Source organism: Paenibacillus sp. FSL R5-0636, from assembly GCF_037974255.1.
GTDB classification, from domain to species: Bacteria; Bacillota; Bacilli; order Paenibacillales; family Paenibacillaceae; genus Paenibacillus_AQ; species Paenibacillus_AQ odorifer.
On sequence record NZ_CP150232.1, the window covers coordinates 3,388,676 to 3,403,138 of the forward strand.

13 protein-coding genes are annotated in these 14,463 nt (G+C 42.7%); 9 read left to right on the forward strand and 4 right to left on the reverse strand.

The genetic code is table 11. The features are described 5' to 3' along the window. The first annotated feature begins 116 nt into the window (after positions 1-116). Genes MKX34_RS15405 through MKX34_RS15420 form a run of 4 tightly spaced genes read left to right on the forward strand, consistent with a single transcriptional unit; the run spans position 117 to position 4,564 of the window. Positions 117-482: a hypothetical protein gene (locus MKX34_RS15405; protein ID WP_051490998.1), complete on the forward strand. Its 366-nt coding sequence runs from the start codon at positions 117-119 to the stop codon at positions 480-482. Continuing rightward, complete coding sequence (locus tag MKX34_RS15410; RefSeq protein WP_076296706.1) at positions 469-954, forward strand: nitroreductase; 486 nt, start codon at positions 469-471, stop codon at positions 952-954. Before MKX34_RS15405 ends, MKX34_RS15410 begins: the two co-directional genes overlap by 14 nt. Before the next feature lie 18 nt (positions 955-972). Next, positions 973-2,712, forward strand: a complete 1,740-nt coding sequence (locus tag MKX34_RS15415; RefSeq protein WP_076105669.1) for an ABC transporter ATP-binding protein — start codon at positions 973-975, stop codon at positions 2,710-2,712. Continuing rightward, the gene (locus tag MKX34_RS15420; RefSeq protein ID WP_081383909.1) at positions 2,699-4,564 is read left to right on the forward strand and encodes an ABC transporter ATP-binding protein; all 1,866 of its coding nucleotides are present in this window, start codon (positions 2,699-2,701) and stop codon (positions 4,562-4,564) included. Before MKX34_RS15415 ends, MKX34_RS15420 begins: the two co-directional genes overlap by 14 nt. 238 nt (positions 4,565-4,802) lie before the next feature. On the opposite strand, the gene MKX34_RS15425 is transcribed toward MKX34_RS15420, so the two are convergent. Then, the gene (locus MKX34_RS15425; protein ID WP_076105670.1) at positions 4,803-5,348 is read right to left on the reverse strand and encodes a TetR/AcrR family transcriptional regulator; all 546 of its coding nucleotides are present in this window, start codon (positions 5,346-5,348) and stop codon (positions 4,803-4,805) included. Positions 5,349-5,516: 168 nt separating this feature from the next. On the opposite strand from MKX34_RS15425, the gene MKX34_RS15430 reads away from it, so the two are divergent. Together MKX34_RS15430 and MKX34_RS15435 are read left to right on the forward strand one after the other, a co-directional pair. Further along, on the forward strand, positions 5,517-6,263 hold the full coding sequence (locus MKX34_RS15430; protein ID WP_076144157.1) for an SDR family oxidoreductase: 747 nt from the start codon (positions 5,517-5,519) through the stop codon (positions 6,261-6,263). A gap of 47 nt (positions 6,264-6,310) precedes the next feature. Then, complete coding sequence (locus MKX34_RS15435) at positions 6,311-6,877, forward strand: RibD family protein (RefSeq protein ID WP_076296705.1); 567 nt, start codon at positions 6,311-6,313, stop codon at positions 6,875-6,877. 76 nt (positions 6,878-6,953) lie between these two features. Here MKX34_RS15435 and MKX34_RS15440 read toward each other — a convergent pair whose 3' ends face one another. Further along, positions 6,954-8,084, reverse strand: coding sequence for a glycosyltransferase family 61 protein (locus tag MKX34_RS15440; protein ID WP_081383908.1), 1,131 nt, complete (start codon positions 8,082-8,084; stop codon positions 6,954-6,956). Between the two features lie 717 nt (positions 8,085-8,801). After that, positions 8,802-9,665: an AraC family transcriptional regulator gene (locus tag MKX34_RS15445; protein ID WP_076296703.1), complete on the reverse strand. Its 864-nt coding sequence runs from the start codon at positions 9,663-9,665 to the stop codon at positions 8,802-8,804. A gap of 143 nt (positions 9,666-9,808) precedes the next feature. Between MKX34_RS15445 and MKX34_RS15450 the strand changes: the two genes are divergently transcribed. Further along, positions 9,809-11,305, forward strand: coding sequence for a glycoside hydrolase family 43 protein (locus tag MKX34_RS15450; protein WP_076296702.1), 1,497 nt, complete (start codon positions 9,809-9,811; stop codon positions 11,303-11,305). 446 nt (positions 11,306-11,751) lie between these two features. Here the strand turns inward: MKX34_RS15450 and MKX34_RS15455 are convergent, their stop codons facing one another. Beyond that, positions 11,752-12,657, reverse strand: a complete 906-nt coding sequence (locus MKX34_RS15455) for an AraC family transcriptional regulator (protein ID WP_076296701.1) — start codon at positions 12,655-12,657, stop codon at positions 11,752-11,754. Between the two features lie 156 nt (positions 12,658-12,813). Here MKX34_RS15455 and MKX34_RS15460 point away from each other — a divergent pair, with 156 nt between their 5' ends. Both MKX34_RS15460 and MKX34_RS15465 read left to right on the forward strand, forming a co-directional pair. Next, positions 12,814-13,404, forward strand: coding sequence for an NAD(P)H-binding protein (locus tag MKX34_RS15460; protein ID WP_036677885.1), 591 nt, complete (start codon positions 12,814-12,816; stop codon positions 13,402-13,404). Between the two features lie 15 nt (positions 13,405-13,419). After that, complete coding sequence (locus tag MKX34_RS15465; protein WP_076296700.1) at positions 13,420-14,403, forward strand: aldo/keto reductase; 984 nt, start codon at positions 13,420-13,422, stop codon at positions 14,401-14,403. Positions 14,404-14,463: the final 60 nt, after the last annotated feature.

Genomic DNA, 14,463 nt, shown 5'->3' on the forward strand with positions numbered 1-14,463 from the left:
TATGATGTTACAAAATGGAAAAATGATCTTGACAGAAATGGTTTCTATCGTATACATTTGTATACATGAAGAACGCGTATACAAATGTATACACTACTGCAAAAGGAGGAAATAAAATGCGTGAAGGACATATCGGCAAACGTGGCGGTCATAGGGAGCACGGAGAACACAGAGATCGTGGCTTTATGAAACATGGGATGACAGAACAAATGGATCAACATCCTAAAAGTGCTCAAACTTTTCGCCGTGGCAGAGCCATCGCTTTTTTAGATAAGCTTATGGTTAACCGGGCTACATTACAGCGGCAGTTAAATCAGCCTGAGCTTGAATCGATTAAACAAGTGGTTAGCGGTGAATTAAAAGCAACGGAAGCGATCATTGAAGAGTTTAAACAAATCTTTCAGATTCATGAGATCGCTCCAGAAGATACAACATCAAATGTTAAAAAAGAGGAGAGTAAAGAAAAAGATGAAAATAACTGAGCTCATTAAAACCCGCAGAAGTACAAAACAATTCAAACAGACTCCAATTCGTGAAGAGGAGTTACATTCATGGCTGGAGGCTGCAAGTTACGCTCCTAATCATCGTATGACCGAACCTTGGGAGCTTCTTTTCATCGGACCCAATACTAGAGCGAAATTAAAACATAAGACGGATTTTGGCAACGCACCTGTTGTTTTTGCAGTTCTGTCTAAGCCTGCCGCAACTGCGTTTGAACGCGATGAGAATGTTATGGCTGCTGCTTGTTTCGTACAAAATTTCCTATTAGCTGCACATGAAGCAGGTGTAGGTACGTATTGGGCTTCGCTGGGGGCTTTGCCTCATAATCGTGAGCTTCTTAGTGTTCAAGAAAATTACGATGTTATTGGGATATTTGGAATGGGGTATCCGGAGGAAGTGCCGAATGCGAAACCCAGAACACCGATTAGTTCTAAAATCACGTATTTATCTTAAACAATTGAAGGTGGCGGAATGTGGAAGCTTAAGCATTATTTGAGGCCATATTGGGTGTGGTGTGTGTTGGCACCATTGCTGATGCTGGTCGAAGTGACTATGGATTTACTGCAGCCCACGCTCATGGCGAGCATTGTGGATAAGGGTGTTATGACAAAAGATTTGTCTCATATTTTCTCGACCGGACTGATTATGCTTGGTGTAGCGTTTATCGGTCTAATTGGTGGGGTGGGCTGCACTATTTTTTCGAGTATTGCTTCTCAAAACTTCGGTAATGATTTGCGGATTAGCTTGTTTGAACATATTCAGAAATTTTCTAACAAGAACCTGGATCAATTGAAGACGGGCTCACTGATTACGCGATTAACAAATGATGTGGTGCAGCTGCAAACCTTCGTGCAAATGATTTTGCGGAGTATTCGATCTCCATTGCTATTAGTCGGAAGCTTGGTGATGGCCATCCGGATTAGTCCTATGCTGACCCTCATCCTAGCCGTTGCCGTGCCACTCTTGAGTTTAATATTGTATGGGTTAATCCGACTTTCTTTTCCTTTGTTTCAAAAAATGCAGGTCAAATTAGACGGTGTGAACACAGTGTTGCAGGAAAATTTATCCGGCATCCGTGTAGTCAAAGCATTCGTCCGCGCTAATCATGAACAGAAACGCTTTAATACAGCTAACAAGGATTATACAGAAATTGCGATAAAAGCGGTACGGTTAATGTCATTAAATATGCCGCTAATGATGCTTGTACTCAATGCCAGTATTGTTGCTGTACTATGGTTTGGGGGAGTGCAAAGCTGGAACGGTGGGCTGCCAGTTGGTCAGCTGATCGCTTTTATTAACTATATAACCCAATTGTTGATGTCAATGCTGATGTTAAGCAATATGTTGACCTTCTTCTCACGAGCCAAGGTTTCTGCCGATCGGGAGAATGAAGTATTTTCCACCATTAGTGAGATTACAGAAGTTGCCAACGCTAAAAAAGATGCCATACACAACGGTCGGATCGTATTTGACAATGTATCCTTTGCTTATGATCCTACGGATGAAAATCTAGTGTTAGACGGTATTAATTTCACTGCGGAGCCAGGAGAAACAGTCGCCATTCTTGGTGCCACCGGTACTGGTAAATCATCATTGGTCAGCCTCATTCCCCGGTTTTACGAAGTGTCCTCTGGATCCATCACAATTGATGGCTCCGACACTCGTATGATTGCTCTGGAAGATTTGCGCAGCAGAATCGGATATGTTATGCAGCAGGCTATTCTGTTCAGCGGTACTATCCGCGATAATATCCGATATGGCAGACCGGATGCCACAGATGAGGAAGTGGAAGAAGCAGCAATAGCCGCCGAAGCTCACAATTTCATTTTAGAACTTCCACAGGGTTACGATACAGAGCTCGGCCAGCGTGGCATTAACCTGTCCGGTGGGCAAAAGCAGCGGCTTTCGATTGCACGGGCACTTTTAATTCAGCCAACAATCCTCATTATGGATGACAGCACTAGTGCGCTCGATGCAGCGACAGAGTCACGAATCCGGCAGATGTTAAAAACACGGCTGCGCAGCAGCACGAATATTTTGATAGCTCAGCGTGTCACCTCTGTAATTGACGCTGATCGCATTCTGGTATTAGAAAACGGCCGAATTGCTGTACAAGGTACACATGAGGGGCTGATGAACAGCAGTGAAATATACAGAGATATTTGGAGATCACAGATGAAGGGAGAGGAGGTGCCTTATGTCAAAGCTTAATAACGGCATGAACACCACTCCTTTTAATCGATCAGGCGGATTCGGACCGGGACCTGGATCTGGACAGGGATCTGGTCCCGGACGCGGCGGAGCTGTGCCAATCGTACGTGCTAAGAATCAAGCGAGCACACTCAAACGCATCTGGACTTATTTGAACCGCCAGCGGTTCGGGTTAATCATTGTATATGTATTTACAGTGTTGAATGCAATCCTTTCGTTGATTGGGCCTTATCTAATCGGTAAAGCGATTGATACTGCCGTAATTCCTCACGATTATCAGGGTCTTATTAGCTTTTGTCTACTCCTAATAGGTATTTATGGGCTAAGCAGTGTGGTTGCTTGGGTGCAAGCCTATGTTATGACCTCCGTTTCACAAAATACCGTATTCGAGCTGCGTCGTGATTTGTTCAGCAAATATCAACAGCTACCGATTAAGTTTTTTGACACGCAAGCTAACGGAGAACTAATGAGCCGGGCAACCAACGACATAGAGAGCGTATCCAGTACACTTAATCAGAGTGTGACCCAGTTATTAAACAGTTTGATCACACTAAGCGGTTCACTAGTGATCATGTTAATGATGAACGTTCCGTTGACCGTAGTTTCACTGATAACGATCCCTCTTGTGTTATTGTCCAGCCGTAAAATCATAGGTTTAAGTCGAACTTATTTTAAAAATCAGCAACGCCATTTAGGTGAGTTGGGTGGATTTATCGAAGAAACCATCAGCGGACAAAAAGTGGTCAAACAATACAGCAGGGAAGAGACAGAAGTGAAACGGTTCCGCAAAATCAGCGGAGAGCTGAATAAAGTCGGCGTTAAGGCACAAATTGTTTCCGGATTAGTGGGACCGGTTATGAACATGATTAATAACCTTGGATTTGCAATCATTGCCGGGGTGGGTGGCTGGATGGCTTTTCATAACATGGCTACGGTTGGTGTAATCGTTAGCTTCCTTACGTATTCCAAACAGTTCGGACGACCGATCTCCGATCTTGCTAACCAGTACAATCTAATTCAGTCGGCAATTGCTGGTGCGGAGCGAGTGTTTGAAGTCATGGATATGCCATCCGAATACGGTGACGGTGATGAACAAAGTGACGATCTGCCGAGGTTAAAAGGGAATGTTGTTTTCAAAGACGTTTCATTTGCTTACAAGCCGGATTCACCAATTCTGAGTGAGGTTACGTTTGAAGCAAAACCCGGAGAGAAAATTGCGCTTGTTGGCCCAACGGGTGCTGGAAAAACGACCATTGTCAACTTGCTGATCAGATTCTACGATTTGAGCGGCGGCTCCATATTCATTGATGGACGCGAGATTGGAGAGCTGGATAAAAACGCACTTCGTAGTCAATTGGGAATGGTATTGCAAGACGCGCATGTATTCTCGGGTACGATTCGGGAAAATATTCGTTTTGGCCGTCTTGATGCGACAGACCAAGAGGTAGAGGAAGCGGCAAGATTGGCCAATGCAGATGCCTTTATCAATAGACTGCCGCATGGATATGAGACTATTCTCCATGCGGAAGGCAGTAATTTGAGCCACGGCCAGCGCCAGCTTTTAACGATTGCCCGCGCCATTCTAGCTGATCCAGCTATTTTGATCCTAGATGAGGCAACCAGCAGTGTGGATACGCGTACGGAAATGCATATTCACCAGGCGATGGAAAAGCTAATGAAGGGACGAACAAGCTTTGTGATCGCCCATAGGCTTAGTACCATCCAGGATGCTGATCGTATACTCGTTATTCAGGGTGGCGGAATTGCCGAGCAAGGCAGTCATAAAGAGCTTCTTGCGCTGCAAGGTGTTTATTACGAGCTGTACAATACCCAGTTCAAACGAGCGATTTAAAAGAATCTTTACTTGAACCGATAACATTTGTAAGTAGATGCTTTTATCGGACTCATCTGACCTTAAAGGCGAGATTTTCTGATTTTCAGAATGTTAAAGGACCCCACTGCAGCTATTGGGGTGAAGGAATAGCATCCCAGGGTCCGAAGTCCTTAAAAAGATGTGTAATCTATTGCGTAATTAATGCCCGATAAAAAAGAGCGACGATTCACCTATTATAGGAGAATCGCCGCTCTTTTTATAAATTCCTCTCTAATAACGTTCCGAGTTGTTCAGCCAAGACTTGATGTGCTACAGGTCTTTCATTCTTGAACCACCATTCCACTACCCCTGCATAAGCCGATGCAACAAAACTAATAATAACCTCTTCATTTAACCCTTGGTTTATTCCTGCGGTGACATTTACTTCATGCCGAAACTCATCGAGAAGAAAGCTTAAGAAACGATTTCGAAAATAAGGAGCACCTTTACTCGCTAACATCATAGAGAAGAAAGAATAATTTTTATCGAAGTATTCCGTCCAGATCAACGTTGCCTCGATAAAATCCAATTCAGACGCCGATTCACAAAGTGCTCTTAGGACCTCTATATGTTCTTCGATAAGTTTATCTAACAAATCATATTTATCCAGATAATGAAGGTAGATCGTTCCCCGGCTTACATTTGCTGTGTCGGAGAGATCCTGTATGGTAATGTCGTCAAAATTTTTCTTAGTCATCAGTTCAATGACGGCCTTTTTAAGCGCATCTTGAGATTTGAGTATTCTTCTATCCACTTTAGACATTCGGGGCTCACCTTACTTTCTAAAAATAATAAACACATTTATAGGATCTGTTTAGTATTGAACAAAACAGACTCATCGTACAATTGAATGTATTCTGTAACTGTTTATAATAATAGATTATAGTCTATTAATAAATCAATATACAATATCGAAAGGGTGTTTTTTTACATGTCAAATATCAAAGATAAAGTCGTAATTATTACAGGTGCTTCTAGTGGGATTGGGGAAGCCGCCGCGAAAGAACTAGCCTCTAAAGGTGCTAAGCTTGTTCTAGCCGCTCGTCGTGAGGAACGTCTTCAAAAGCTTCAAGGAGAAATTGAACAAAGTGGTGGAACAGCCATCTACAAAGTGACAGATGTGACTTCCCAAGCACAAATGGAAGAACTGGCAGCTTATGCACTTAAAGAGTTTGGCAAAATTGATGTATTAGTTAATAATGCGGGAATCATGCCACAAGCTTTTCTTTTTAAGAAAATGGTGGATGAATGGGATCAAATGATTGACGTAAATATCAAAGGGGTTTTATATGCGATTGCAGCTGTTCTCCCATCAATGAGAGAGCAAAAATCTGGTCATATTATTAACTTATCATCGGTTGCTGGCCATAACATTTACCCAGGGGGTACAGTATATTGTGGCACCAAGCATGCGGTTAGAGCAATTTCTGAAGGGCTTCGTCAAGAAGAAGCGATGAGTGGAACCAATATTCGTGTTACCAATGTTTCTCCAGGAGCCGTCAGCAGCGAATTGTTAGATACTACCTCAGATGCAGAGTCAAAAGCTGGCTTGAATGAATTTTACAAAATAGCCATTGATGCAGACAGCATCGCTCGTGCCATCACATTTGCCATTGAGCAACCTTCAGATTTGGCTATCAATGAAATGATTATTCGCCCAACAGTTCAAGTAGGTTAAAAGGGGATCGGTATGGATGTAAAGCTTGGATATGTGGCAGGAGTACCATGGAGGAAAATTTTACGTTAGGCAATAAATTAGAATTAGAGCAGAGTAACACTTCAAGCATTCCTAGAACAGACTTTATCGCTCAAAATGATGCCTCAACATATGCAGTAGCTGTAGATCCCTCGGGAAAACTGGGCTGGACCAAAAACTACATTTCAGAAGGAAGTCACAATAGAACAGAGCATCATATCATTGAAGTGCTTACAGAACAGGTATCTGATGCTTATCTAGCTTATTTGAAAAATCTAGGAATCTCATATATATTCGGTGGAAAAGAACGATTGAATTTTTCTGTAGTCGTGAGAAAGCTGAAACAATTATTCTCAATCGATGAATTGATGCTGGAGGGTGGGGGCGTTTTAAACGGCTCTTTCCTGAATGAAGATTTAATTGATGAGTTGAGCTTGGTTATAGTTCCCATCGTAGATGGTGCCTCTAATTCTGTGACCATATTTGAAATGGATGCATCTATGAAACAACAGACCCCAGCAAATTTCAGCTTAAAAAGTGTAGAAAAACTTGCGGATGATGGGCTATGGTTGAAGTATGTAACACGGCGTGATTAAATCTATGTTTCTTAAAAAGCGCAAAGCAAAATATGCTTTGCGCTTTTTGAATTCGAGTAAGTAGTAAGCAAGCTTCTCATTCCAAGCCTGCCAGATGCATCGTTTGTTTCAGACGATCTACGTTCACATAGATGTCTTCCAGTCCTGGAAAACGAATCGCAGGATTTGCTACACCTTGCCCGTACACCATATAATATTCGAGATTATTATGGTTGCTGATCATCCAATAGGTTGGAACAACATGCTGGGCATGGAAAATTTCAATGACCTGTGTTCCAGGCTGGCAAAAAGCCAGATTAGCGAGTCCAGCACCATGCGGACCTACGATTACTTTCGCTGAGGCGAATAATTGGATTTGTTGGGCAACCGTCCAGTCTTCTAGACAAATCGGTACGATATTAAATTTCTCTAGGCAGCGGATGACATCATCTTCATTAACCAACCTTCTTGAGCTTGCTTTTTTTCGTGAGATATAAATTCGTTCTGGAGTGACTAGTGTTGTTTCTCTATGCGGTAACAAAAATCTCCGCAGTGTATCCGTGGTCCAAGGAGGATAATGTGAATTCATCATTAAGGAAGGGACAAGTAGCTGGTCAGCCTGAACATATGCTTCTGAATTCGTCCGGATCACCAATGACTCGGATATCCCAAGCATGGCCCACGTTTGTTCCACAAAGGGTCCATACGGATTTGGATTCATGATAATAGAGGAGTAAGTAATTCCACTCGATCGAAGCATCGCTAGCCTAGGGAGCACATCATACATCCAATGAAAATAGTTATGGGCTCCGCAAAATGTTAACACCGCCGCTGTCCCGGCAAAATGTTGAAGCTGCGGATCGTTCCACCGGTGAAACACTGGGTGCTCATCTGCTTCAAGCATCCTGTATTGTTCGGCATCATATTCTTGGGAAAGATCAAAGATCAATTTCCCTTCTGGTGTTAGAAGGGCACCAGATTCTCCCCATACCTTCCCTCTGGAAATGGTGGCTACGTATCCGCCAAAGGGCTCTAAACAATAAGGTGTTAGTGCTGGAGCAATACTCGTTTCAATGCTTTTGGGCGCTCTGAACTCAGCCGCCCGTCCGAAGTCAAAAGGAACGACATTCCCAGCTTCCTTTGTACTGTTTTCGTTGTGGGAAGTAAAGTCCCAGATGCTTTGGTAATATCCTTGGGGTGGTACCCCTTGTGCAGAAAATAACATCATGTCACCTCATATTCCCAAGTAGAAGCGCAGAAACCTTATTAAGCTATTTTATGAAATGAAGATTCTTTGGACACAGGCTTACTCGGAAAGAGGCGGATGAACAAGAAGACTTACGTGAGACTGGGCTGAAAGAAATATCTCATCGTTCAGAAACAGATCAGATCCAAAAATCTAAATATATGCGTTAACCTATGAAGAAATTGCGTTTCTTTAAGAGCCACATGTTCCATTGTTGGTATGAATTAACTTATTAACTAATAAGCGACGAGCACGCTAACGCTGAATAGATAGCCGATGGATGCGATGTGTACCAACGTTTAACTGCATTTCGTACAACTATATTCCTTCAAATCACTCAGCTCGGGGATATAAGTGTACTTCGTACATCTATTTCCTTGATTTTCTACCCAATAGGTGGATTTGATCGTTTTTAGTTGTATAGAATGCAGTTAAAGTATGAAGGTTCCTTTTCCGTACGGAATAAGTGTATAGAATGCAGTTATCTCCCAGATTCGATTAAGACACAGAACTAAGAGAATACGGAGAGGGCATTCCGATCGGTTACATTCCAAGGTTTGCTATAAGCGATATGCGGACCATTAGTTTGTTTATATTCACTTGCCCATAATCTGATCAGGTAAGCTGGTTAATCCAAAAACACCAGACAGTAATTTTCCAACAATAGGAGAATCGCTGCCTGGTGTTCTTTTTTTACCCTCAAAGCTTGTTCCTATAGACCTTGGGTGACATCCCATAGATTTTGGTGAATTGGCGGGTAAAATAATTGCTATCACTAAACCCGCATTCATGTGAGATTTGGGTAATACTGAGTTTAGAATGCTTTAATAGTCCGCAAGCCCGTTCCAGACGTAAACGATGAAGATAAGCGATCGGGGTTGTCTGATAGTAGGAGCGAAAGATCCTGTTTAAGTGTCTGACTGAAATGTCCGAATGTTTGGCGATCTGATCCAGTGTTAAGGGCTCAAGATAACGATCTTCCATATATGAGAGTGCATTCGCCAAATGCATCAGATGGTTCCCTTGAATCCCTTTTTCCTGTTGGTCATAATGTCTGGACAAATAGACAACCAGTTCCATAAACTTGGAGCCCAGCATGGTCTGATAAGCCTGTAGCTTGTTGTGATATTCTTCAATCATGCCCGCTATGAGAAAAGAGACATACTCCAGGTTAGGAATCGGCAAGCTGAGTTTGCTTGTGTAGGAATGTTTATGACGATACAGGGGTTCCAACACAAATAATGCTTGAAAGCCGTTGGATGTCCGCAAATCTGGCCCAGCTGTCGATAGCATTTCAGGCTGAAACATAATATTGCAGATCTTAAAATCCTGAGGATCTTTAAAAGCATGCGGGGTCGAACCATTAATTACAAACACATTTCCCTTTTTGATAAAAGACTCCTCAGTATTAACAATATGTGTAGCTGTGCCACTCAATACAATTACGAGCTCTGAAAAGTCCGCATGTCTATGTAAATCGGTGTCTTTGTCGTGATAGCCGTATTGAATAAAAAATGGAAATTGACGATCAGATGTAAACCATTTTAAATAAAATTCACTCAACTCGTTACCCTCCAAAAGCTTGTCTAGATGAATGTCTATATCATGCTATTTTAGGACCGAATAATCAAGGCTTTCTATCCAGCTGAAGCAGTATAATCCTTGACATAGGTTTCAGTGATTAAGATAGAGAAGGAGAATACTACATGAAATATACCAATCCGATTATCCCGGGGTTTTATCCAGATCCAAGCATTTGCAGAGTAGACGAGGATTATTATCTGGTAAACAGTTCATTTGCCTATTCTCCGGGAATACCTATTTGGCACAGCAAGGATTTGGTGCATTGGAAGCAGCTTGGGTATTGTTTGACTCGTGAGAATCAGCTTCAATTTGATGAATCAGTGGTGTCCGGAGGTGTTTGGGCGCCGACTCTTCGTTATTATAACGGTCGTTTTTATATGGTTACGACAAATCAGGATAGCGGAGGTCATTTCTACGTTTGGGCGGATGACCCGGCAGGCGAATGGTCGGATCCACTTTATGTGGAGCAGGAAGGTATTGATCCCTCCTTGTTTTTTGATGATGGAAAGGTTTATTTCACAAGCACAGGCTCCGAGCAAGGAATGGGGATCTACCAATGTGAGATTGATATTGAAACGGGCCATAAGCTTAGCGATACACGCTTGATCTGGACTGGCAGCGGAGGGAAATTCCCGGAGGGTCCACATCTTTACAAAATAAACGATTACTATTATTTGATGTGTGCAGAAGGTGGGACAGAATATGGACATATGGAGACTATTGCAAGAAGTAAATCGCCATATGGGCCTTATGAATCGTCTCCTCACAATCCGATTTTGACTCATCGAAGTTCAGATTACCCCATTCAAGCTACAGGACATGCCGATTTAGTTGAAGCACAGGATGGTAGCTGGTGGGCGGTATTTCTGGGGATTCGACCAGTAGGTTATCCTTACCGTCATCATCTTGGTAGAGAGACATATTTGGCTCCGGTTCAGTGGACGGAGGAGGGTTGGCCAATGATTGGGGATAACGGAGTGGTTGGATTAGAAATGGAAGCTGACCTGCCTTCACCAATGCCGTGGGAAGAAGAGCCTGAAACCGACGATTTTAATCAATCTGACCTAAGAATGAGCTGGAATTTCATTCGTAATGCTAATAAGGTGGATTGGTCATTGCAGGAACGGGGAGGGTGGCTAGCTTTACGTGGATCAGATGTGAGATTAAATGAGAAGGGAACGCCTGCTTTTATTGGTTGTAGACAGCGGCATTTGAATTGTGAAATTACCACCAAAATGGAATTTAGCCCTCTTGATGGTGACGAAGCTGGTCTTGTAGTTTTTATGGATCAGAAGTATCACTACGCAATTGGACTAACGCAGATGGAAGGTAAAAATGTTATTGCGCTGCGCAGACAGGTAGGGAGCATTAGTGATGTGGCATATTCTTCGGCTTTAGAAGGTACAGGGGTAGATTTGAGAATCCAGGCATCACCTGAAAAATATATGTTTTACTATCGAGGTGTGGATCAAATATGGCATCAGCTTGGCGAAGCCGAGACACACTTGATTTCTACTGAAGTCGCAGGAGGATTTACTGGAGTATTTTTCGGTATGTATAGCTACTCTCCTAATCAAACAACTGCTTATTATGATTGGTTTAGCTATCAAAAGAAATAAAAAGCGGTCGGCTACGTGTTCGTCAGAAAAAGCAGTGTTAGCTTGTGGAAAACACAAAGCAGTGATTCTCCAAGTATGGATGAATCGCTGCTTTGTGTTTTTTGGTTGTCGTTGGTTGTTTGCCTCAGCTTGTATTTATAAACCTCTTGGGCTTAAGGACTCAGAGGACGTTATTTGCGTATTTATCCCTTTTTGAGCTTAGTTTCGGACCCCATTGCAGCTATTACTTCGAAAGCGATTCAGATTGAGCGTTTTTTGAGCCAATAGCAGCTATGCGGTCCTTTAGCATCCCAAATGTGAGATATTACTGCGTTTAAGGTCCTCTGGGTCCGATAGTAATAAGCTCATTAGCGATAAACCCGATAGAATCAGCGTGAGCGCAAAGGTTACCTATACATGTTGGTGTTTAGCGGATAGTTCCATATTGTGAATGAAGCACGCTTTTATCAAATGAGCATATCTTCCTTCAAACGCTTGATGTCTGCTCTAGGTGGTGAACCGAACATCCGTGAATATTCGCGGCTGAATTGTGATGCACTTTCATAGCCAACGCGAAACGCGACATCCGCTGCATCCGCTGATTCAGATAATAAAAGGCGGCGAGCTTCCTGTAAGCGCAGATGCTTTTGAAACTGTATAGGACTCATGGCAGTTACCTCTTTGAAGTGTCTGTGGAACGAAGAAATGCTCATACTGGCTGTTTCAGCAAGCTCTTCAATGCGCAAAGGTTTATCACAGTTCTCGATAATCTGTTCGATGGACTCCCGAATGCGGTAGGTGCTGCTTCCTTCCATCGCAATCTGTGCGAGTGTAACTCCATATGGTCCCTGCAGAAGCCGGTATAGAATTTCATCAGTATAAATCGGAGCCAAAAACGGAATGTCCTTGGCATCATCCAGCAAACGTACCAATCTCAGGATCGCATCCAATAGTGATAACTCTATCTGCCCGACATACATAGCTCGCTTAGGATTTTCTTTCGGAGCGAGTTTAAATTCGGAATCATTTAGTACCTTCAATATCTGACTCTGCGTAAATTCTAGCTTAAAGCTTAAATAGGGTGCATTGGGAGAAGCTTTTATAATCTGACCGATAACCGGTAAATTCATTGATGATATTAGATAATTTGCGGGACCATACTCAAAACGGTCCTTGGCCAGTATGATCTCCTTTGTTCCTTGCGCAATGAAACATAAAGAAGGTTTGTATACTCTGTATACTGGCTCGGTCACGTTGGAGTTACGAATCACAAACAATGAGGGGATAGCGGTCTCATATACTCCATCCTGGCACGAATGATGTTCAATCAATCTGGCGAGTTCTTCTTTCCGCTCTAGTAATTCTTCAGACATGTGCTCCTCCTAATGTTTTATTCTTACTCAATTATAAAGTAAAAGCATCTTTTGTGTTAGTGCTAGTGAGAGGAATAGGCAATCATTTAAGATAATTGAGATAACGGTGTCAACTTCATACATCGCATAATTAGAACTAAGAAAGGGGATTTGAAATTGAGCAATGTTTTGATCTTAGGCGCTAACGGTGGAATTGCTTGTCATGCGATTGATTTATTCTTGAACGAAACCGATGCTCAGTTAACTCTATATCTTCGCAACTCGGACAGATTAAGCTATATAACATCCAGCCGTGCTCGAGTAGTTGAAGGGGACGTTATGGATAGTGATCAATTAAAAGAAGCGATGATCGGGCAAGATGTTGTTTATGCTAATCTGGCAGGTAATTTGGAGAAAATGTCTAAGACTATTGTTGAAGCAATGAACACCACTGGTCTTAAACGTTTGATTTTTATCAGCTCAATGGGCATTTACGATGAAGTTCCCGGAGAGAAGTACAGCAGTATATTGGATCCATATCGTAAATCAGTAGAAATCATTGAAGCTTCAAATCTTAACTATACGATTTTGAGACCTGGATGGTTTACCTATAAAGACGAGATTGACTACGAGACGACTCAGAAAGGTGAACCTTTTAAAGGGAGAGAAGTGTCGCGAAAAAGTGTGGCTGCATTAGTTGTTAAATTGGCCGAGTCACCAGATATGGAAATTCGCCGCAGTTTAGGAGTAAACAAACCCAAAATCTAAAGGAGGCACAAGCGAATGGAATATATAAAACTTGGACGTACTGGTTTGGACGTATCTAGAATTTGTCTTGGCTGTATGAGTTACGGAGTACCTGAACGTGGAATGGCTCCGTGGTCGCTGAATGAGGAGCAGAGCAGACCTTTTATTAAAAGAGCACTGGAGCTTGGGATCAACTTCTTTGATACGGCTAATGTATACTCTGACGGAACTAGCGAAGAAATTGTCGGACGTGCCTTAAAAGAATTCTCTCGCCGGGATGAGGTAGTCATTGCGACAAAGGTGTTTTTCCGGATGCATCAGGGACCAAATGGGGCAGGACTTTCACGCAAAGCGATTATGACCGAAATAGACAACAGTCTAAAACGGCTGGGCACAGATTATGTGGACCTATACCAGATCCATCGTTGGGATAATGACACCCCTATCGAAGAGACCATGGAGGCCCTTCATGACGTAGTAAAGGCAGGTAAAGTTAGATATATTGGAGCGTCCTCTATGTATGCTTGGCAGTTCTTGCAGGCACAGCTTGTTGCTGAACGTAACGGTTGGACTAAATTTGTCTCTATGCAAAATTACTTAAATCTACTCTACAGGGAGGAAGAACGGGAAATGTTGCCTCTTTGCCGGGAAGAAGGAATCGGTGTGATCCCATGGAGTCCGCTTGCTAAAGGCCGACTAACCCGTGATTGGAATGAACAAACAGCTCGTTCAGAGATAGACGAAGTCGGAAAGGCATTTTATGCAAAAATGGCTGAAGCTGACCGCAAGGTTGTTGAGGTAGTTGCCGAAATTGCGGCTAAGCGGGGGATTCCACGTGCACAAGTAGCGCTTGCTTGGGTTCTGCAAAAAGAGCCAGTAACATCGCCTATCATTGGTGCAACCAAACCTAATCATCTGGAGGACGCCGTTGCAGCGTTATCAGTGACGCTGGAGCCAAGTGAAATAGCGAGACTAGAAGAGCCTTATGTGCCACACCCAGTTATAGGAAATCTAAGTTAACTTTCATCCCTTATTTAGTGCCTTTAGAATCTTATCTTTAGTTTGGCTTAATCGTTGCTC